The organism is Streptomyces sp. NBC_00237 (assembly GCF_026342435.1).
In the GTDB taxonomy this organism is placed as follows: domain Bacteria; phylum Actinomycetota; class Actinomycetes; order Streptomycetales; family Streptomycetaceae; genus Streptomyces.
The window spans coordinates 175,989-194,459 of sequence record NZ_JAPEMT010000002.1 but is presented as its reverse complement, the minus strand read 5'-3'; the positions used below and the strand labels follow the sequence as shown (position 1 = coordinate 194,459).

The window sequence follows — 18,471 nt, the reverse complement described above, 5'->3', positions numbered from 1 at the left end:
CGCCTCACCGCCCCCTCAGCCGAGGCGCCTCCGCCCCGGCGTCCACCGCCGGAGCCCCCGGCCCGCCCACCCGCTCGGCGAGTCCCCGTGCCCACGACACCACCGCCCCCAGGTCCATGCCGTGGTCCGCACCCTCGTACGCGCCCAGCCCCGCCGCCCCGCGCAGCAGCAGCCTCGCCCCACCCGTGGCGTTGCCCCGCGCCGCATGGGTGAGCCCCACCGCCACCTGCGCCAGCGCCCGCCACAGCGGAGCCTCGTCCTCCGGTCCCGCCTTCCACGCGTCCTCGAAGACTTCGTGCGCGTGGAACGGCATTCCCGCATCGAGCAGCCGCTGCGCCTCGCGCACCGAATCGTCGGGGGAGCGGACGATCCCTTCCGGCTGCCGCTCCACCCCCGGAGCCCCGTAGGGGAGGGGCCGCCCGAGCCCGTCCCGGGGCCGGGCGTTGCGCGCCCGCCCCTCTCCGTCCCGGTCACGCTGTCCCTGACTGCGGTCCTTCTCGGCCATGGTTTCCTCCCGGGAATGCGGAAAAGCCCGTATCAGAATGCTCTGATACGGGCTCCGACCTGCGAGAAATCGCTGGTCGGGACGACAGGATTTGAACCTGCGACCCCTTGACCCCCAGTCAAGTGCGCTACCAAGCTGCGCCACGTCCCGGTGCGCGTCTGACCTGGGCTTTCCCCCTGGCTGGGCGCGCATGAGAACAATACCGCACCTTCACGGGAGGTCCGAACCGCCTCCGCCCGGCGCCCCTGGACGCCGGGCGGAGGCACCCCTCGGTCCCCTACGGAGCCGACGGCTCCTGCGCCGAGCCGCTCCGCTGCTGCGGAATCCCCGTCGAGAGCAACGGAGCGAGATCCTCCCGGGGCTCCCCCTGCACCACGGTCACGTTCCGCGCCGGAGCCGGCACCCGGATGCCCTCCGCCAGGTACCGCTGGTGCAGCCGCTTGATGAACTCGTGCTTGACCCGGTACTGGTCGCTGAACTCGCCCACGCCCAGGATCACCGTGAACCCGATCCGCGAGTCCCCGAAGGTGTGGAAGCGCACCGCGGGCTCGTGCTCGGGCACCGCGCCGGTGATCTCCTTCATGACCTCCGCGACGACCTCCGTCGTCACCCGCTCGACGTGCTCCAGGTCGCTGTTGTACGCGACCCCTACCTGCACGTTGATCTGGAGCTCCTGCTCGGGGCGGCTGTAGTTCGTCATGTTGGTGCCCGCGAGCTGGATGTTCGGGATGATCACCAGGTTGTTGGAGAGCTGCCGCACGACGGTGTTGCGCCAGTTGATGTCCACGACATAGCCCTCCTCCCCACTGCTGAGCCGGATGTAGTCGCCGGGCCGCACCGTCTTCGACGCCAGGATGTGCACGCCCGCGAAGAGGTTCGCCAGGGTGTCCTGGAGCGCCAGTGCGACCGCCAGGCCGCCGACACCGAGCGCGGTCAGCAGCGGGGCGATCGAGACCCCCAGCGTCTGGAGCAGCACCAGGAAGCCCATCGCGACGACCACGACGCGTGTGATGTTCGCGAAGATCGTCGCCGACCCGGCCACGCCGGACCGGGACTGCGCCACCGAGCGCACCAGCCCGGTGGCGATCCGGGCCGCGGTGAGGGTGGCCGCCATGATCAGCAGGGCGGTCAGCACCCGGGACACGTTCTGTCCGGTACGGGCGGTCAGCGGCAGCGCCGCCGCGGCGACCGCGATACCGGCGGCGACGGCGGCGACCGGGACCAGGGTCCGTACGGCATCCACCATCACGTCGTCACCGCTCCACCGCGTACGGCTGGCCCGCTCGCCCAGCCAGCGCAGCAGCATCCGCAGCAGGAGGGCGGCGAGGAGCCCCGCGGCCACCGCGATTCCGGCGACGACCAGGTCGCCCAGGGCGAGCGCGCGCTCCATCAGTACGCTCCCCGGTTCGCCCCGACGAGGACCGCCACCGCATAGCGCTCCCTCGGAAGCACGGCACGGCGTCGGTCGAATTGCCCCTGGGGGCGGCATATATGAGGTGTCGTCACCTTGAGTACCTGCTCATTCCGGTCGCACGGGTACACCGGAACGGGCGCCGTCCCTGACGGGCCGTCCGGTGCGGACGTCATCCTGCCGCATCCGCACCGCGCCCCTGCCGTCGGCTACGGCTTGCGGCCGACTCCCGCGTACAGCGGCACCGCAGTCCCGTCCCGCTCCTCACCCACCCCGAGGTGCGGCCGCCAGTCCGGCAGCCAGACGACGCCCGGGTCCACCAGGTCGAGCCCGTTCGAGGTGAAGAACCGTTCGGTCTCCTCCCGCGTCCTCGGTACGAGCGTCACCCCGCCGGCCCGGTACATCGCGACCGCCTGCCGGGTCCGCTCAACGTCGACGTCGCCCGCGAGCTGCGTCAGTACGAGATGGCTCCCGGACGGCAGCGCGTCCACGAGCCGCCCCACCACGTCGTACGCCCCGTCCGCGTCCGGGACGAAGTGGAGCAGCGCGATCAGCGACACCGCGACGGGCTCCGTGAAGTCCAGTACGTCACGGGCCAGTCGGGCGATCCGGTCCGGCTCGCGGGCGTCCGCCTGGAGGTAGGCGGTCGCCCCCTCGGGGGTGCTGTTCAGCAGCGCCTCAGCGTGGGCGAGGACGATCGGGTCGTTGTCGACGTACACGACGCGCGCCTCGGGGTTCACCCGCTGGGCGACGGTGTGCAGGTTGGGGACGGTGGGTATCCCGGCGCCGATGTCCAGGAACTGGCGGGTGCCGGTCCTGGCCAGGTGGCGGGTGGCGCGCTGCATGAACCAACGGTTGTGCCGGGCGCAGTACTTGGTCTGCGGTTCCAGCGAGACGATCTGACGCCCCAGCGCCTCGTCCACGGGGTAGTTGTCCTTGCCGCCGAGGAACCAGTCGTAGACGCGGGCGGGGTGCGGCCTGCTGGTGTCGATCTCGATCCGGTCGGGGGTGGGGGCCGTGTCGGCGGCGGGCGGCGTAGAGGTCATCTGCCAACTCCTTTGTCGGACAGGCACGTTGGGGTGCGTGCTCCTGGCCATCGTGCCCTGTTGTGGCCCATGGGTCAGCCGGTACGGGGGAGTACGACGCCATCCGACACCGGAAATCCAGCAGCCCCCGACGCCGCCCCCGCCGGGGCCCGCCGCGCCCACAGCAGCGCTCCCACCACCATCACGCCGCCGCCCAGCAGCCACGGCCAGGGTCCCACCGGCAGGGTTCCCAGCGCCAACCCGCCCGTAGCCGCCATGAGCTGGAGGCACAGCGACTGCACCGACAGTGCCGTGGCGCGCTGCTTGCTCGACACCCGGCGGTGCAGCAGCTCGTTCTCGCTCGGTCCCGCCGATCCGACCCCCAGGTAGAACACCACGAACCCGAGCGCCGCCAGACCCAGGGCCAGAGGCCCCCCGAACGCCGCCGTCCCCGCCAGCAGCAACAGCCCGCACGCCGCTACCGCCAGGCTGACCAGCACCGCCCGCTCCCCGCTGCGGGCCACCCGCGCCGTCAGCGGAGCGAGCGAGGCGCCGATCCCGGCCACCGCGAATCCCACGCAGGCCAGTGCCGAGTACAGCACCGCACCCGACTCCGCGGCCCCCGTGACACCCGCGGCCCGCCCCGGCGCGAGCAGCTCGACCGCGGAGAAGCCGACCCCGGTCGCCCCGGCGGTGAGCAGCACCCGGCGGACCGTCGCCTCGCTCATCCCCAGACGTACGCCGCCCGTCATCGTCGCGGGCACGTCGCGGAAGATCGCGCGCAGTGTCGTCGGGGTCCTCGGCGGCTCACGCAGGGCGGAGAGCACGTACAGGACGAAGCAGACCTCGACCGCCGCACCGATCAACTTCGGTACGGACAAGGGGAGTACGGCCCCGCCTGTCGCCTCGGACAGCCGGGCCCCGAGGTTGGGGCCCAGCCCGAGCAGCCACGGCAGCGCGCCGCCGGACAGGGTGCCGATCGCCAGCCCGGCGGACTGCGCGGAGCTGCCGCGCGCCAGCCCGGTGCGCAGGTCCGCGTCCGGCCCGGCGTGGGCGTGCACCGTGTCCACGTACCAGGACTCCGCGGGCCCGCTCGACAGTGCCCGCGCCGCCCCCATCAGTGCCATGCCGACGACCAGCAGTGTGTGCGAGGTGCCCACGGCCTGGAGCGCCAGGGCGGCGACGTTGAGCAGCCCGGCCGCTGCCAGCACCGGGCGGCGGCCCAGCACGTCGGAGAGCCCGCCCGTGGGCAGCTCCAGCAGGGCGGCGGTGATCGAGTGCGCTGCGTAGCACGAGGCGACCGCGGCCGGGCCGAGGCCGCGTTCGGAGAAGAGGAGGACGGCAGTGCCGACCCCCAGGCCGATCGGCAGCCAGAAGAGCAACGTCACGGCCGTGTACCGGCGGCGCGCGGTGCGCAGCGCGGGGGGCTCGGCCACCAGGAGGGAGGGCCCGGTCATGACGCTCTGTCAGAATTGTCCGGCATCCCGGGAGTTGCCTCAGGGGAAGGATGGTTGGGGTCAGCGAGAGGGAACCCGGCGATCACGGCGATGACCTGTTCCGCGCGCGGGTCCTTCTCGTCGCGCGCGGTGAGCTCGTCCAGCTTCGCCTCGTACGCCACCCGCAGCTCGTTCAGCGACTCGGGGGTCAGCCGGGGCATCGCGTCGCTGATCCCGGACGGTTCGGTCCACTCGGGTCCGAGCCGACCGCCCGCCATGTCCGCTTCGTGTTGGACCAGCGCCAACCGCAGGTGGTCGATCTGGCGCCTGCGCATGAAGTCGACGAAGGCACGGCTCTCCGGGGTGGCTTCCATGGCCTCGTTGTTCCACGTGGTCATGGTGTGTACGGACTGCCAGCGCCGCTCCCGCCCGTCCCGGTGCTCCGCCTCCTCGACGAACGCGTACTTGGCCAGCACTCTCAGGTGGTAGCTGGTCGAGGCGGACGACTCTCCGGTCCTGGCCGCCAGTTCGCTCGCCGTGCCCGGCCCGTGCTGTCGCAGCAGCCCGAGCAGCCGGATGCGCAGGGGGTGGGTGAGGGCCTTGAGGGCCGCCGCGTCCTGCGTCGGATCAAGGACGCGTTCCCGTCCGGCCGGTTCTTCCGCGTGCTCTTCGTTGACCATGTGCGGCAGCGTAAGCGGGAACCCGCACTCTGCAAAAGTAATTTTGCAGAAATAGTTTGGGGAAATCTTGCCTCCTGGCCACGCTCTGCGGAGGGGCCGCCCCGGACGGCCGCAGCTGGCTGCTCACTTCTTGCTCGGCCCGGGACGCGATGACCTTCTACCGGCGCTGGCTGGTACGAGGTCCTCCCGGAGGCGCGCAAATCCGCCGCGATCCGCCCAAGCCCCGCCCCCGTCCGGCTCCGTACACAAAGTCGCCTCCATACCTCCGCCCCGCGTTCGCCTTTCTGACTCCCGTCCTTCCGCCGTGATGTGGGAAAACGCATACATGTGCGACGACGACCTCATCCCTCCCCGCCCCGACCTCAGCGAAGAACAGTGGCTGCGTGCCGAACCCGAGCTGGCCGACGGGTCCGTCGGCGACCGCGTCCGTGCCATGAGCACGGTGCGCAGACGCGCCCTGCTGGGCGGCGCGGCCGCCGGAGCGGCACTCGCCGTGCTGCCGGGAACGGCCGCGGCGGGGGCCCGTACCCCGCAAGCCGTCCGGCCCCGCGCCGCTGCCGTCGACACTTTCCCCTTCCCCGAACGCCCCAACTCCGACGGTGAGTTCGCGATCCTCGTCACCGGAGACGCGGGCACGGGCGAGGAGGAGCAGCACGCCGTCGCCGCGGCCGCCCGCGAGGTCTGCCGCCGCGAGGGCATCGGCCTGGCCGTCGGCCTCGGCGACAACATCTACGAGAACGGCCCCGAGTCCGACACCGACTCCGAGTTCCAGACCAAGTTCGAAGAGCCCAACACCGGCATCGACATCCCCTGGCTGATGGTCCTCGGCAACCACGACTGCTCGGGCCTGATCCCCGGCAGCGGCGGCGACCCCTCCCGAGGCGACCGCGAGGTCTCCTACGCCCGCTCCTCGCGCCGCTGGTACATGCCCAGCCGCTACTACACCGCCGCCCTCCCCGCAGGCGGCACCGACCCCGTGATCGAGTTCTTCGCCCTCGACACCAACCCGGTCGCCTCCACCGTCGCCCAGCTCGACCCGCACTACTACTGGAACGGCCCCTACATGCGGGCCCAACGCGCCTGGCTCGACGGTGCGCTGGGCGCCTCGCGCGCCCGCTGGAAGGTGGTCATCGGCCACCACCCGTACCTCAACAACGGCAAGCACGGCAGCGCCGGTACGTACGACGGCTTCCTGATCGGCCACTACACCCGTGGCATCCACCTCAAGGAGCTCTACGAAGAGGTCGTCGTCGGCCGCGCCGACCTGATCCTCTCCGGCCACGACCACACCCTCCAGCTCCTGGAGCCCACCACGCGCACCGCCGGAACCCGGCAGATCGTCTGCGGGGCCTCCTCCAAGTCCGGTGACGGCAAGGCCCATGCGAACCACCCGGCCACCTGGCAGAACTTCTCCGACCACGGCTTCATGGTGCTCAAGGTCTCCGACCGGGCGATGACCGTGGACGCCTACACGGTCGACGTCCCCACCCGTACTGCCCGCCTCGCCCACACCACCCGTACCACCACGCCCGTACACGCCAGGGAGGCGGAGCCCGCCGGAGCGGCGCGCGGCTGATCGGCACCCGACCGGCCGGTACCCGGCCGGCGGCCGGTCCCCGGGGCGTGACCCGCCCGCCCCGGGGCCGTACCCGCGCGGCACAATGGGCGACCATGCGCACCTCCAGCACCACGGCTCTCCCGGGCACCGTCGTCCACCCGGTCCCGTACTTCTCCCAGTGGGCCTCGCCCGAACTGGCCGAGGCGATCGTCACCCGCCGGCTCCCGGCCACCGAGGACCCGTTGTGGCGCGCCTACGGGGCGCGGTCGCCCCAGGAGTACGACTGGTGGTCCTGGCGGCTGTGCGGCATGGCCTGTCTGCGCATGACCCTCGCCCACTGGAACCTGCCCGTCCCCACGGCTATGGAACTGGCCGCCGCCTGCGTCGAGGCGGGCGCGTACGTACGACGTGCGGACGGCGGCCTCGACGGGCTGATCTACGCCCCGTTCGCCCGACACGCCGAGGCGAGCTGGCCGCTCACCGCAGAGTCGCGGCCCGGTCTCCCCGTCGAAGAGATCCGCCAACTCCTCGCTCAGGGGCGGCTGTTGATGCTTTCCGTCCACCCTTCCGTACGGGAACTGCCGCCGACCGATCCGCCCCGCAGGGGCGGCCACCTGGTCCTCGCCGTCGGCTACGACGCCGAGGCGCTCCTCGTCCACAACCCGTCCGGATTCCACGGCCGCTCCCAGGAGTTCGCCCGCATCCCGTGGTCCGAACTGCACCGCTTCTACGCGGGCCGGGGCGTGGTCCTGGGCGGTCGCACGACCTGACACACTGTCAATCGACCCTGGCGGGGCCTCAGTCGTCGTCCAGCACCAGCCGCGCGCCGACCGCGTCGACGTCCTGGTCCGTATTGCTGAGCAGCACGACCCCCCGTCCGCGCTCCCGGTCGAAGCCGACGAAGGAACGCGAGCCGTCCGTCGCCCCGTTGTGCCAGGTGAACGCGCGCCCGTCACGCGCCGATGTGATCCAGCCGAACCCGACCCGGTCGCCGTCCGCGGCGTAGCGGGGACGGGCGGCGTCCGCGCCGGGCGCGTTCCCCTCCAGCATCGCCCGGATCAGCAGTGACAGATCCCGCGCCGTCGACCGCATGCCGACACCGGCGGGCGCGTACCCCGCGGAGATCCACGGGGTGAGGGCCTTGCCGGTGTGAGCGTGCGGTCCCGCGAAGGAGGCAATGGGCTTGACGGGCTCGTACGTCGTCCGCACCTCGGTGGCGCTCATCCCGAGCGGGGCGAGCAACTCCCGCTCCAGCAAAGCCGGATAGCCGCCCTCGACGTGCGCGCCGAGAGTGTGGCCGAGCAGGGACATCCCCAGGTTCGAGTACGCGAAGGTGCCGCGCGCCTGCGTCGGTGCCACCGCGACGGCGTGCCTGAGGAATTCCGCGACGCCCATGGCCCGGTACGGATCACGGCCGCGCGCGACGGCGAGCGCCAGCCGCAGGTTGGTGAGCAGGCCCGCCCGATGGTGCAGCCTCGGCAACCCCGAGCGGTGCGAGGCGAGTTCGGCCAGCGTCGCCGACGCGGCCCCGGCGTGCGCGAACCGCGCGTCCGGCAGCGCCGAGGCCACCGACTGGTCCGCCGAAACGGTGCCCGCCCCGTCGAGCGCGGCCAGCAGCATGCCGGTGAAGACCTTCGCCACCGAACCGGTCTCGAAGGAGGTGTCCGGCGTCGCGGGCCCCCCGGCGTCCGTGCGCCCCGTGCCGAGCGAGGCGAAACGGGTCTCCCCGGATGCGAGGAGGGCCACCGACACGGTGTGGAAGTTCCCCGGCGCGCCCAGGGCGCGCCGGACCTTCAGGGCCAGTTCGAAGTCACCGGACTCCCGGTCGGCCGCCCACGGGACACCGCTGTCCGTCTTCGTCATCTACGTGTGCTCCCTGCGATGAGGTTCGGCCACCCCGGAGTTGCAGGAAGATCGTATCCGGGGTCGTGCCCGGACCGATCCGCGAGGACGCGCGGTCGGCCCGAGCACGAGGGGCAGCCGGTGTTCAGCAGGTGCGTCCCGTGTACCACGCACCGTTGATCTTGTTCGCTGCTCCCAGCCACGTCTCACCCGGGTACACGCAACGCTCGTAGTCCGGGGCCCAGTTCGCGTCCACCTTGATGATGACGTGCGAGCCGTCGTTCGTGCAGTGGTGGTAGAAGGCGTCGCTGCCCGTCTTGTAGAACCCGCACGGATTTTTGACGGCCCCGACAGCAGCCCCCGGGACGGAACTGGTCGTGGCCGTGGCGGCGTGCGCCGCGCCGATCGGGGCGAGCGCGAGAGCGACGGCGCCGAAGGCGGTCAGCAGGGAACGGTGAACACGCATGGGGAATCTCCTGGTCCAGGGCAAGAAGGCACGAAAGGCAGGCAGGCCGCACACCCGGCGGCCACGGGTGCGCGGTCGGGCACCCGGAGGCGACCCGACCGCGCACCCGCCGACCCTCGCGCCCTCAGCCCCGCGCAGTCACGCCCCTTCGCCCTCAGGGGTGGAGTCGCCGCCCGAACGGCGTACGTCGGCGATCACGCAGCTGACGTTGTCCGGGCCGCCGAGCGCGTTCGCCCGGCCCACCAGCTCCCGTACCGCCGCGTCGGGGTCCTCGACGCCCGTCAGCACCTCCCGGATCTCACCCGTGGGCACCACGGCCGACAGCCCGTCCGAGCAGAGCAGGTACCGGTCGCCGGGCAGCGCGTCCTGCACCCGTACGTCGGCCACCGCATCGGGAGCGTCGGCCTCCGTGGTCAGAGCCCTTGCCAGCAAAGCCCGTTGAGGGTGCGAGGCGGCCTCCGCCTCCGTCAGCCGCCCCTCCTCCACCAGGGACCGCACCATCGTGTGATCCGTCGTGATCTGGAACAGTCCGCCGTCCCGCAGCAGATAGGCCCGCGAATCCCCGATGTGCACGAGCGCCAGCTGCGACCCTGTCCACACCATCGCGGTCAACGTCGTCCCGGCCTGCCCCTCCCGCAGGTCCCCGGCCGCCGCCCCGCGCACCGCACGCCGCGCCTCCTCCACGGCGTCCTCCAGCGCGTTCAGTACGCCACCCGCCGTGACGGTGGAGGCATCCGACTCCAGCCGCCGCAGTACGTCCACGGCGGCGGCCCCGGCAGCCGTGCCCGCCTCCCCGAATCCGTCGGCGACGGCGAGCAGCCGCGCCCCCGCGTACGCGGTGTCCTGGTTGCTCTCCCGCACCCGCCCCACGTCCGACAGGGCGGCGTAGCGCATCTCCAGCGGTGCTGCCGTGCTACTCATGATCGTTTCCTTCCGCGACAGGTGACCGACGAGGAAAGAGGCCAGGTCCCGGCGGTGCGCGGTGTCGGCCTCGACATCGGCCCAGTACGCCCGCACCTCTTCGGCGGCCCCCGCCGCGTCCCGCGCACAGACCTCGCGGATACGCGCCAACGGCATCCCGAGCCTTCGCAGCCACGCCACCAGACGCGCCCGCTCCAACTGCCCGGCCGCGTAGAAGCGGTACCCGGTCAGCGGATCGACCCGCACCGGAGGCAGCAGCCCCAACTCGTCGTACAGCCGAAGTGCCTTCGGCGACAGCCGGGACGCCCTCGCGAACGCCCCGATCGTCAACAACCCCGCATCCGCCGTTCCCACGAGCTCTCTTCCCTCCCCGCGCCGGACCCGTCCGGCCCGGCACCGCCGATGCTGGGCCTTGCCCCAGGGACAAGGTCAACCAACTGCTTCAAGAAGGCGGCTCCCCACCCCCTGACCAGCATGTTCGCACCCGCCGATAGGCTGAACGCCCACGCCCCGCGAACACTCCAGGAACCTGCCGTGCCCGCCAGCCCCGCCCCCGCCTCCCGTCTCCTGTACGTGACCGACCTCGCCTACCCGGCACGCGGACGGCGCTACTGCGACGAGGACATCCAGCTCTCGGCCGCCCTCCGCGAGGACTTCGACGTCGCCCTCTGCCACCCACTGGACGCCGCCGCGCTCATGGACGGCTTCGACGCCCTCCTCGTCCGCAACAGCGGCCCCGTCCTGCACTACCAGCAGGGCTACGACGCCTTCCGCACCCGCGCCCTGGCCGACGGCGTCCGCGTCTACAACCCGCTCACCGGCCGCGCCGACATGGCGGGCAAGCAGTACCTCCTGGACCTCACCGCCGAGGGCCTTCCCGTCATCCCCACCGTCGACCGCCTCGAAGACCTCCCCGCGCTCCCCGCCACCGACCTCTACGCGGTGAAGCCGAAGGCGGGAGCGGACTCCATAGGACTGGAATTCGTACGCCGCGAAGACCTGCCCGCCTTCACCACCGGGGCCCTGCTCATCCAGCCCCGCATCGACTTCCGGTACGAGGTGTCGTTCACCTACGTCGACGACGCCTTCCAGTACGCGCTGTACGCCCCGGACCCGGAACGCCGCTGGGAACTCGTCCCGTACGAACCCACCGAGGCCGACCTCGCCTTCGCCCACCGCTTCATCGCCTGGAACACGCTCTCCCACGGCATCCAGCGCGTCGACGCCTGCCGCACGCGGGACGGCGACCTCCTCCTGGTCGAACTGGAGGACCTCAACCCCTACCTCTCCCTCGACCGCGTCGACGCCCCCACCCGCGACGCCTTCGTCACCGCCCTGAAGTACTCGCTTCACGGCTTCCTGGAATCCGCCCGCCCCGCGTGAGTGCGGGGACGTGCCGCCCTGCCGGGCGGGGAACCCCCGGGGGATTCAGCGGAAGGCGTCGACGTTCTCCGAAGCCCACTGGTGGAACGGGCGGGCAGGCGCTCCGGTGACCTGCGCGACCGTGTCGCGCACCATCAGCAGCTCGGGGTTCACGTCTCCGCCGGTGACGTCGAGCACCGCGTCGGCGGCCTCGGGGCCGAAGACCGCGGCCATCTGTGCGTGGGCCTGTTCGCGGCTGATCTCGGCGAAGGGAACCTCCCGGCCCAGTGCCGTTGCGATGGCCTCGACCTGCTGACGGGCGGTCACCGGTTCCGGCCCGGTCAGGGCGTAGGTACGGCCGTGGTGGCCGGGCTCGGTCAGCGCCACGCGCGCCACCGCTGCGATGTCCCCTGGGTGAAGGGTGGGCAGCGCGGTCTCGGCGTACGGCGCGCGGACGGTCTCGTGGCCCCGGATGGCATCGGCCCACATCACGGAGTTCGAGGCGAACTGCGTCGGCCGCAGGATCGTCCAGGCCATGCCGCTCGCCTTGAGCAACCGCTCGACCTCCAGGTTCTCGGCGGCGGGGCCGAGGTGCGGGTGGGTCTGGACGGTGATGGACGACACCAGCACGATGTGTTCCACGCCCGCCTGGCGGGCGGTTTCGAGGATCTCGGCGTCCGATCCCAGACGCGACAGGAGGAACAGCGAGCGCACCCCCTCCAGCGCGGGCTTCAACGACGTCGGGTCCGCGAAGTCGCCCTCCACCGCCTCGACCCCGTCGGGAAGGACGGCCCGCGCGGCATCGCGGGTGAGCGCTCTCAACGGCCCGACACCGGCCGCGTGCAGCTCCCTCAGCAGGGCAGGGCCTATGTTTCCCGTGGCTCCGGTCACGAGGATCATGGTGGGTTTCCCGTCGTCAGGTGATCAAGTAGACGACACGGTAGAACCTCAACCACGCTCCAGGTCAAGCGACTTGAGAACCTCTCGGTGAGCACACGGGGAGGCCGCCTGCCGGTGGGTGGCGTGTGACCCCGCCGCGCCCCACCGTTCGGTTCCGGCCGGAACGCGTCACGGTCCTGGTGGGGCGGGCGGGGCGTGGTGTGACCCGTCGGGGGACTAGCGGACCGGGCACTTCTTCCACTGGAAGTGGTACTTCGTGCTGAAGCTGCCGTCCGTGGAGTCCATCGCGATGAAGCTGTTGGTCCGGGCGGTGTCGGAGCTGCCGCCGTTCACCAGGAGCTCGGTGTTGATGTTGAAGTTCCGGGTGGCGCCGCAGGGGGCGAAGACAAGTGCCTCGATGCCCGTCTTGTCGGTGGCCTGCCAGTTGCCCGTGTAAGGGCCCTGGAGTCTGTGAGTGCGGCGGTCCGTACCCGACATTCCCTGGAAGTAGTAGCTGGAGTTCTGCGTCGCGTACGCGCCGGACTTCAGGTCCGCGAAGCCCCGGTAGTCCGCCGTGGCGACGGCGTAGGTGTAGCCCTGCGGGACGTTCACCCGCAGCCCGAGCTGGCAGTTCTTGCGGAAGTCGACGGCTTTGGCACCGGTGCCGACCTGGGCCAGGTACTCGCTGTACGTCACGGTGAAGGCGGTGTTGTCGGGCGAGACAGCCACCGACGCGGTGCCCGGTCGGCACCCGGAGCCGTTGACCTGGACGAGGTTGACGGTGACCTGGTCCGCGGGTGCGGCTGCGCCGGGGGACGACGCGCTCGCCGGTCCGGCGGCGGGGACGAGTGCGGCCGTGGCGAGGGCGGTGGCCGCGCCGATGAACACCGTTCTGAGCATGGGGACTTCCTTCGGGTCGTGCGGCGCCCCACTCGAACTGGCTCGACGGAGTCACCGATGACCGAATTTGACCACAGAGTCACTAATTGCGCACGATGGGTGATTTTGTGTGTTTATACCGTGAAGTTCGGGTTCCGGGGCGTCAGCGTTGGACGGTCCGTCTCGTGCTCGTCACAGCTCCACCACCGTCACCTCCGTCGCCTTCACGCTCGTCCACACCGGCACCCCGTCCGCCAGCCCCAGCTCCGCCACCGCCTGCGGCGTGACCTCCGCGACCAGGTCGGGGGCTTCCGGCGACGTGATCAGCAGGCGCAGCCGACTGCCGCTGGAGGTGACTTCGCGGACCGTTCCCGGCCAGACGTTACGAGGGCTGCCGCCCGGCCGCTCCCGGTGCACGGCCACGGCCTCCGGCGCGATGATCGCGAGCGTCCGGGCGCCCACCGGCAACGGATCCGCCACAACCAGCGTCCCGCCCCCCGGCAGTCGTACCCCGCCCTCGGCCGCGGTGCCCGGCCACGCGTTGCGCCCCAGCATCCGCGCCACCCACGGCGAACGCGGATGGCGGGTGACGTCGGAGGGGGGTGCGTCCTGGAGTACGCGCCCCCCGTCGAGCACCAGCACCCGGTCGGCCAGCGACACCGCCTCGACCGGGTCGTGGGTGACGATCAGGCAGACCCCGCCGAACCCGGCCAGGTGCACGCGCAGCACGTGCCGTACCCGGGCCCGGGTCGTCTGGTCCAGCGCGGACAGCGGCTCGTCGAGCAGCAGCAGTCGGGGGCGTGAGGCCAGGGCCCGGGCCAGTGCGATGCGCTGGGCCTGGCCGCCCGACACCTCGGCGGGCTTGCGGTGCGCCAGCGCACCGACCCCGAGCCGGTCCAGCCACTCCTGTGCGCTCCGGCGTGCCTCCGCACGCGGCACCCCGCGCGCCCGGAGGCCGTAGGCCGTGTTCCCGAGCGCGCTCAAGTGGGGGAAGAGCGCCCCGTCCTGCGGAACCCAGGCCACGCCGCGCCTGTGCGGCGGCAGCCCGGTGACGTCGTCGTCGCCGAGCCGCAGCCGGGCGTGGGCCCGCGGAGTGAGCCCCAGCAGCGCACGCAGCAGCGTCGTCTTGCCCGCCCCGTTCGGGCCCACGACGGCGAGCGTGGTGCCGGGGGAGGCGTCGAGGCTCAGCTCGTTGAAGCCGGTGACCTCGGCGTGCAGGGGCCACGTGGCGGTGGGCTGCGGGGGAGTGGGTACGGCGGCCGATGCGTTTCCGGCCGACGGGTCGGGGGCAGGGCCGGGGGCGGGGCTGGGCGAAGGGCCGGGGTCGGGGCCGGGCGCAGGATCAGGGTCGGGAGTCGCGGTGCGACGCCGGGCGGCCGGACGCGGCGTTCCCGTCCACCGTCCCCGCAGGCCCACCAGTACCGCCATCGCGATCACGAGCAGCAGCAGGGACACCGACGTCGCCGCCTCCGGATCCTCCTGGAGCAGCAGATACACCTGGAGCGGCAGCGTCTGGGTCGTCCCTGGCAGATTCCCCGCGAAGGTGATCGTCGCCCCGAACTCGCCCAGCGCGCGGGCCCAGGTCAGCGCCGCCCCCGCGACCAGCCCGGGGGCCACCATCGGCAGCGTGACCGTGAGGAAGACCCGTACCGGCGAAGCGCCCAGCGACGCCGCCGTCTCCTCGTAGCGAGGACGCAGGCCCCCCAGCGCCCCCTCCAGGCTGATCACCAGGAACGGCATCGCGACGAACGTCGCCGCCACGATCGCCCCCGCCGTCTCGAACGGCAGCGTGATCCCGAAGGTCTCCTCCAGCCACGGCCCGAGCACCCCCCGCCGCCCGAACGCCAGCAGCAGCGCCACCCCGCCCACCGTCGGCGGCAGCACCATCGGCAGCAGTACCAGCGACCGTACGAGCGCCTTCCCCGGGAACTCCACCCGCGCCAGCAGCCAGGCCAGCGGCACCCCCAGCAGCAGCGACAGAGCAAGCGACCAGAAGGAGACGTACAGCGACAGCTGGAGCGCCTCGACGACGTCGGGGCTGGTCAGGTGCGTGCCGACTGCGCCCCAGGACGTACGGGTGAGGATGCCGACCAGCGGCATCAGCAGGAACGCGACGGCCAGCACCGCGGGCAGGGCCAGCGCCAGGGGAGCGCGGGAACCCGCCGTGCGGGTGCGGGGGCGGAGGCGTTTCATCGGCGGTTCCTGAGCTCGGCGGTCGCCCGTGGTGGGGGAGTGGGGCGTGGACGTCCTGTTGTACGTGATCCACCTGCGGTGCGGGATGCGTCCGCGGTGCGTGACCGACCTGCGGCTACGGCTTCTGGAAGCCCGCGTCCTGAAGGATCATCTGCGCCTCCGGCGAGGACAGCCACGTCACGAACTCGACCGCGCCAGCCGCGTTCTTCGAGGTCTTCAGTGTGGCGGCCGGGTACGCGGCGACCGCGTTCTGCGCGTCCGGGATGTCGACCGCGTCGACCTTGTCCGTCGCACCGGAGGCGTCCGTCCGGTAGACGATGCCCGCATCGGCCTCGCCCAGCGCGACCTTGCTCAGGACCGAGCGCACGTCGGGTTCCTGGGAGACCGGCTGCACCGTGATCCTCTGGGCGTCGAGGACCTTCTGGCTGTACCGCCCGACCGGCACGGCGGGGGCCGCGAGCACCACCTTGAGCTTGCTGTCCGCGAGGTCCTTCAGGCCGCCGACCTTCTTCGGGTTGCCCTTGCCGGTGGCGATGACCAGGCGGTTCCTGGCGATGACGGACGGCTGGCCGGTGTCCGGGACCAGCCCGTCCATCGTCCTGGTGTCGGCGGTCACCAGCGCGTCGGCGGGCGCCCCCTGCTTGACCTGCGCGGCCAGCGCCTGCGAACCGGCGAAGGAGAAGGTGACCTTCGTCCCCGGGTGCGTCTTCTCGTACGCGGCGCCCGCCGTCCTGAAGACGTCGGTGAGCGAGGCGGCGGCGAGGACGGTCAGCTTCCCCCCGGAGGCCGCGGACTCACCGGCCGCCCCACTCTGCTTCTTCCCGGTGTCCGGCTTGTCGTCGCCGCCTCCGCAGGCGCTGAGCGGGACGAGCAGGGCTGCGGTGCACAGGGCCGCCGCGGTGCGGCGGCCGACTGCTGAGGTCTTCATGCGGTGCTCCTGGGCTGCGTACGAGCAGGGAGAAGGGAAGCGGGGGAAGGGCGGGTCGGGTCAGGTGCGGTCGATGTGCACGCTGGTGGACTTCACGCGGGCGGTGGCCTGCATGCCGACCTCCAGCCCCAGTTCCTCGACGGCTTCCCGGGTCAGGAGCGAGACGAGTCGGTGCGGCCCGGCCTGGATCTCCACCTGCGCCGCCACGTCGCCGAGCTTGACCGCGGTGACGATGCCGGGGAACGCGTTGCGGGCGGAGGTGTAGGAAGCCTCGTCCTCGCCGGGGGCGCTCTGGCCCACCTCGACGGAGAAGGCCGCCAGCGCGCGGCCGTCGATGACGCGTCGGCCGCTCTCGTCGCGGTGGGTCTCGACCCGGCCCGCGTCGGCCCAGCGGCGGGCGGTGTCGGGGCTGACGCCGAGCAGGCGAGCCGCTTGTCCGATTGTGTAGGACTGCATGTGCGGCAAGATAAACGACTTTATTGCGCAGCTGCAAGGTTTTGAGTGGAAGCCACATAGCAGGTGCCAGCCTGCTTGGACGAATGACCGAAGGGGCGCCCAAAGGGGCGCGCGGGCGCATCCAGGGGAGTGAAGTGCAAGAGCGCCCGCCGGTGTGCGCCGGATCATCGGGAAAGCTCCTGAGCTGCGCAAACCCTCAACTCCCCGCCGAAGTGGACACATGTCCGACGGATTTCGTGGTGCGGGGGGCGCCCGATTCGCACCTAAAGTCTTGCCGGTCTTGTCAGTTCGGAACTTCTCAGTTCAGAACCTCTGTCGACCCGAGCGAGGTGTCATGTCCGGCGAACTGTCCTATCTCCAGGACCGGTTGAAGGCGTGGGGAGTCCGCCAGGCGAGCTGGGGCGGTCCCCTCTACCGGGGGCGCGCGACCCCCGGACCCGCCGACCTCGCCCTGATGTCCAACGACTACCTCGCACTCGGCGGCCACCCCGCCGTGGTCGAGGCCCAGACCGCCAGCCTCCGCGCGCACGGGAACGGGGCCCTGATGTCCGGCGCGTTCACCGGCGACACCGACCCGCTGCGCCACCTCGAAGCGGACCTCGCGGACTGGCTCGACGCCCCCGCCGTCATGCTCTGCCAGTCCGGCTGGGCCGCCAACGTCGGCCTGATCCAAGCCGTTTGCCCACCCGGCCACCCCGTCTACGTCGACGAACTCGCCCACGCCTCCCTCTGGGAGGGCATCGCCGCCGCCAAGGCCGTCGCCCGCCCCTTCCTCCACAACGACACCGAGAACCTCGAACGGCTGATCCGCCAGTACGGGCCGGGACTGATCGCCTTCGACGCCCTCTACAGCGTCACCGGCGACCTCTGCCCCCTGCTGGACCTGACCGCCCTCGCCGCCCGTACCGGCTGCGAACTCATCGCCGACGAATCCCACACCCTGGGCGTCCTCGGCCACCGGGGCGCGGGCCTCGTCCCCTCGCTCGGCCTCACGGACAGGATTTCCTACCGTACGGCGAGCCTGGCCAAGGCGTTCGCGGGCCGGGCCGGGCTGATCGCCTGCTCGCGGGAGGTCGCGGGCTACCTCCCGTACCACTCCCTCGGCGCGGTGTTCTCCTCCACGCTCCTCCCGCACGACGTCGCCGGTCTCGCCGCCGCGCTGCGCGTCATGTCCACCGCCGACGACCGCCGCAAGCGGCTGGAGCACAACGCCCGCGTCCTGCGCGACGGCCTCACCGCCCTCGGCTACAACGTCTCCCCCAGCGAGAGCCAGATCATCCCGCTCCAGCCCGGCACCGAACACGGCGTACGCGTCCTCCAGCAGGCCCTGGACGCCAGGGGAGTGTTCGGCGCGGCCTTCGTGCCGCCGTCCGTGCCTAACCGGCGGTGCGTCCAACGGCTCTCCGTGCACTCCGAGTTGACCGCCGCCGACCTGGACCGGGTCCTGGAAGGCTGCGCGGCCGTACGCGACGACGTCGGACTGTCCACCTGGAAGTCCACCCGCCGCCTCGCCCTTCGCTGATCACCCCTGACTGTCCCTGACCGCCCCTGATCACCTCTGTCATCCGAATCTGCCATCCGAATCTGCCATCCGCATCTGCCATCCGAATGGTCACCTCTGCGACCCACATGTTCACCCCTGTCACCCGAACCCCGCATCCCCTACGGAGAGCCATCATGCTGACCACCGACGCCCGCCAGACCCGCATCACCGAGATCGTCTGCGACCGCCTGGAGCTGGAGCCCGGGGAGCTCGCCGAGACCGACCGCTTCGTCGAGGAGCACGGCGCGGACTCCCTCGCGCTGATCGGCGTACTGGCCGCCCTGGAGAAGGAGTTCAAGGTCACCATCGACCAGAGCGAAATGCCGCGCATGGCCCATCTGGCGGGCGTCCGCGAGGTTCTCGCCGAGACGAAGGGCTGGTAGGCAG

18 protein-coding genes and 1 tRNA gene are annotated in these 18,471 nt (G+C 71.8%); 5 read left to right on the top strand and 14 right to left on the bottom strand.

Annotation, left to right across the window (positions count from 1 at the left end; genetic code table 11):
- Window positions 1–4: 4 nt before the first annotated feature.
- The 6 genes from OG897_RS15220 to OG897_RS15195 form a co-directional block, all read right to left on the bottom strand.
- Window positions 5–505 (bottom strand): DUF309 domain-containing protein, encoded by a 501-nt coding sequence (locus OG897_RS15220; protein WP_266657099.1) that lies wholly within the window; start codon window positions 503–505, stop codon window positions 5–7.
- Between the two features lie 73 nt (window positions 506–578).
- A tRNA-Pro gene (locus OG897_RS15215) sits at window positions 579–655 on the bottom strand.
- A gap of 127 nt (window positions 656–782) precedes the next feature.
- Window positions 783–1,895 (bottom strand): mechanosensitive ion channel family protein, encoded by a 1,113-nt coding sequence (locus OG897_RS15210; RefSeq protein ID WP_266657097.1) that lies wholly within the window; start codon window positions 1,893–1,895, stop codon window positions 783–785.
- A gap of 230 nt (window positions 1,896–2,125) precedes the next feature.
- Window positions 2,126–2,962, bottom strand: coding sequence for an SAM-dependent methyltransferase (locus OG897_RS15205; protein ID WP_266657095.1), 837 nt, complete (start codon window positions 2,960–2,962; stop codon window positions 2,126–2,128).
- 74 nt (window positions 2,963–3,036) lie between these two features.
- On the bottom strand, window positions 3,037–4,398 hold the full coding sequence (locus OG897_RS15200; RefSeq protein WP_266657093.1) for an MFS transporter: 1,362 nt from the start codon (window positions 4,396–4,398) through the stop codon (window positions 3,037–3,039).
- Entirely contained in the window at window positions 4,395–5,057 is a 663-nt protein-coding gene (locus tag OG897_RS15195) for a winged helix-turn-helix domain-containing protein (protein ID WP_266657091.1), read from the bottom strand. The genes OG897_RS15200 and OG897_RS15195 overlap by 4 nt, the downstream gene beginning before the upstream one ends.
- A 325-nt stretch (window positions 5,058–5,382) precedes the next feature.
- On the opposite strand from OG897_RS15195, the gene OG897_RS15190 reads away from it, so the two are divergent.
- Together OG897_RS15190 and OG897_RS15185 are read left to right on the top strand one after the other, a co-directional pair.
- Window positions 5,383–6,633 carry a metallophosphoesterase gene (locus tag OG897_RS15190; RefSeq protein WP_266657089.1) on the top strand — a complete coding sequence of 417 codons (1,251 nt, stop codon included), beginning with the start codon at window positions 5,383–5,385 and terminating at the stop codon, window positions 6,631–6,633.
- 95 nt (window positions 6,634–6,728) lie between these two features.
- Window positions 6,729–7,385: a C39 family peptidase gene (locus OG897_RS15185; RefSeq protein ID WP_266657087.1), complete on the top strand. Its 657-nt coding sequence runs from the start codon at window positions 6,729–6,731 to the stop codon at window positions 7,383–7,385.
- Window positions 7,386–7,413: 28 nt separating this feature from the next.
- Here the strand turns inward: OG897_RS15185 and OG897_RS15180 are convergent, their stop codons facing one another.
- The 3 genes from OG897_RS15180 to OG897_RS15170 all read right to left on the bottom strand — a co-directional run bounded on the left by OG897_RS15180 (window position 7,414) and on the right by OG897_RS15170 (window position 10,198).
- Entirely contained in the window at window positions 7,414–8,478 is a 1,065-nt protein-coding gene (locus OG897_RS15180) for a serine hydrolase (RefSeq protein ID WP_266657085.1), read from the bottom strand.
- Between the two features lie 124 nt (window positions 8,479–8,602).
- A complete protein-coding gene (locus tag OG897_RS15175) occupies window positions 8,603–8,923 on the bottom strand; it encodes a DUF6355 family natural product biosynthesis protein (protein ID WP_266657083.1) in 321 nt (106 codons plus the stop codon).
- A gap of 138 nt (window positions 8,924–9,061) precedes the next feature.
- Window positions 9,062–10,198: a MerR family transcriptional regulator gene (locus OG897_RS15170; RefSeq protein ID WP_266657081.1), complete on the bottom strand. Its 1,137-nt coding sequence runs from the start codon at window positions 10,196–10,198 to the stop codon at window positions 9,062–9,064.
- Window positions 10,199–10,378: 180 nt separating this feature from the next.
- Here OG897_RS15170 and OG897_RS15165 point away from each other — a divergent pair, with 180 nt between their 5' ends.
- Complete coding sequence (locus OG897_RS15165) at window positions 10,379–11,227, top strand: hypothetical protein (RefSeq protein ID WP_266657079.1); 849 nt, start codon at window positions 10,379–10,381, stop codon at window positions 11,225–11,227.
- A gap of 45 nt (window positions 11,228–11,272) precedes the next feature.
- Here OG897_RS15165 and OG897_RS15160 read toward each other — a convergent pair whose 3' ends face one another.
- The 5 genes from OG897_RS15160 to OG897_RS15140 all read right to left on the bottom strand — a co-directional run bounded on the left by OG897_RS15160 (window position 11,273) and on the right by OG897_RS15140 (window position 16,541).
- Window positions 11,273–12,106, bottom strand: a complete 834-nt coding sequence (locus OG897_RS15160; RefSeq protein WP_266657077.1) for an NAD(P)H-binding protein — start codon at window positions 12,104–12,106, stop codon at window positions 11,273–11,275.
- Between the two features lie 216 nt (window positions 12,107–12,322).
- The gene (locus tag OG897_RS15155; protein WP_266657075.1) at window positions 12,323–12,985 is read right to left on the bottom strand and encodes a DUF4360 domain-containing protein; all 663 of its coding nucleotides are present in this window, start codon (window positions 12,983–12,985) and stop codon (window positions 12,323–12,325) included.
- Between the two features lie 171 nt (window positions 12,986–13,156).
- On the bottom strand, window positions 13,157–15,157 hold the full coding sequence (locus OG897_RS15150; RefSeq protein ID WP_266657074.1) for an ABC transporter permease: 2,001 nt from the start codon (window positions 15,155–15,157) through the stop codon (window positions 13,157–13,159).
- 115 nt (window positions 15,158–15,272) lie between these two features.
- Window positions 15,273–16,085, bottom strand: a complete 813-nt coding sequence (gene modA / locus OG897_RS15145) for a molybdate ABC transporter substrate-binding protein (protein ID WP_266657073.1) — start codon at window positions 16,083–16,085, stop codon at window positions 15,273–15,275.
- A 60-nt stretch (window positions 16,086–16,145) separates the two neighbouring features.
- Window positions 16,146–16,541, bottom strand: a complete 396-nt coding sequence (locus tag OG897_RS15140) for a molybdopterin-binding protein (protein WP_266657072.1) — start codon at window positions 16,539–16,541, stop codon at window positions 16,146–16,148.
- Between the two features lie 334 nt (window positions 16,542–16,875).
- Between OG897_RS15140 and cqsA the strand changes: the two genes are divergently transcribed.
- Entirely contained in the window at window positions 16,876–18,063 is a 1,188-nt protein-coding gene (cqsA, locus tag OG897_RS15135) for an alpha-hydroxyketone-type quorum-sensing autoinducer synthase (RefSeq protein WP_266657070.1), read from the top strand.
- 155 nt (window positions 18,064–18,218) lie between these two features.
- Window positions 18,219–18,467, top strand: a complete 249-nt coding sequence (locus OG897_RS15130; RefSeq protein ID WP_266657068.1) for an acyl carrier protein — start codon at window positions 18,219–18,221, stop codon at window positions 18,465–18,467.
- Window positions 18,468–18,471: the final 4 nt, after the last annotated feature.

Excerpts from the sequence above, each read along its gene's own strand:
- OG897_RS15220 (WP_266657099.1), bottom strand. The coding sequence starts at position 505 with ATGGCCGAGAAGGACCGCAGTCAGGGACAGCGTGACCGGGACGGAGAG.
- OG897_RS15210 (WP_266657097.1), bottom strand. The coding sequence starts at position 1,895 with ATGGAGCGCGCGCTCGCCCTGGGCGACCTGGTCGTCGCCGGAATCGCG.
- OG897_RS15205 (WP_266657095.1), bottom strand. The coding sequence starts at position 2,962 with ATGACCTCTACGCCGCCCGCCGCCGACACGGCCCCCACCCCCGACCGG.
- OG897_RS15200 (WP_266657093.1), bottom strand. The coding sequence starts at position 4,398 with ATGACCGGGCCCTCCCTCCTGGTGGCCGAGCCCCCCGCGCTGCGCACC.
- OG897_RS15195 (WP_266657091.1), bottom strand. The coding sequence starts at position 5,057 with ATGGTCAACGAAGAGCACGCGGAAGAACCGGCCGGACGGGAACGCGTC.
- OG897_RS15190 (WP_266657089.1), top strand. The coding sequence starts at position 5,383 with ATGTGCGACGACGACCTCATCCCTCCCCGCCCCGACCTCAGCGAAGAA.
- OG897_RS15185 (WP_266657087.1), top strand. The coding sequence starts at position 6,729 with ATGCGCACCTCCAGCACCACGGCTCTCCCGGGCACCGTCGTCCACCCG.
- OG897_RS15180 (WP_266657085.1), bottom strand. The coding sequence starts at position 8,478 with ATGACGAAGACGGACAGCGGTGTCCCGTGGGCGGCCGACCGGGAGTCC.
- OG897_RS15175 (WP_266657083.1), bottom strand. The coding sequence starts at position 8,923 with ATGCGTGTTCACCGTTCCCTGCTGACCGCCTTCGGCGCCGTCGCTCTC.
- OG897_RS15160 (WP_266657077.1), bottom strand. The coding sequence starts at position 12,106 with ATGATCCTCGTGACCGGAGCCACGGGAAACATAGGCCCTGCCCTGCTG.
- OG897_RS15155 (WP_266657075.1), bottom strand. The coding sequence starts at position 12,985 with ATGCTCAGAACGGTGTTCATCGGCGCGGCCACCGCCCTCGCCACGGCC.
- OG897_RS15150 (WP_266657074.1), bottom strand. The coding sequence starts at position 15,157 with ATGAAACGCCTCCGCCCCCGCACCCGCACGGCGGGTTCCCGCGCTCCC.
- modA (WP_266657073.1), bottom strand. The coding sequence starts at position 16,085 with ATGAAGACCTCAGCAGTCGGCCGCCGCACCGCGGCGGCCCTGTGCACC.
- OG897_RS15140 (WP_266657072.1), bottom strand. The coding sequence starts at position 16,541 with ATGCAGTCCTACACAATCGGACAAGCGGCTCGCCTGCTCGGCGTCAGC.
- cqsA (WP_266657070.1), top strand. The coding sequence starts at position 16,876 with ATGTCCGGCGAACTGTCCTATCTCCAGGACCGGTTGAAGGCGTGGGGA.
- OG897_RS15130 (WP_266657068.1), top strand. The coding sequence starts at position 18,219 with ATGCTGACCACCGACGCCCGCCAGACCCGCATCACCGAGATCGTCTGC.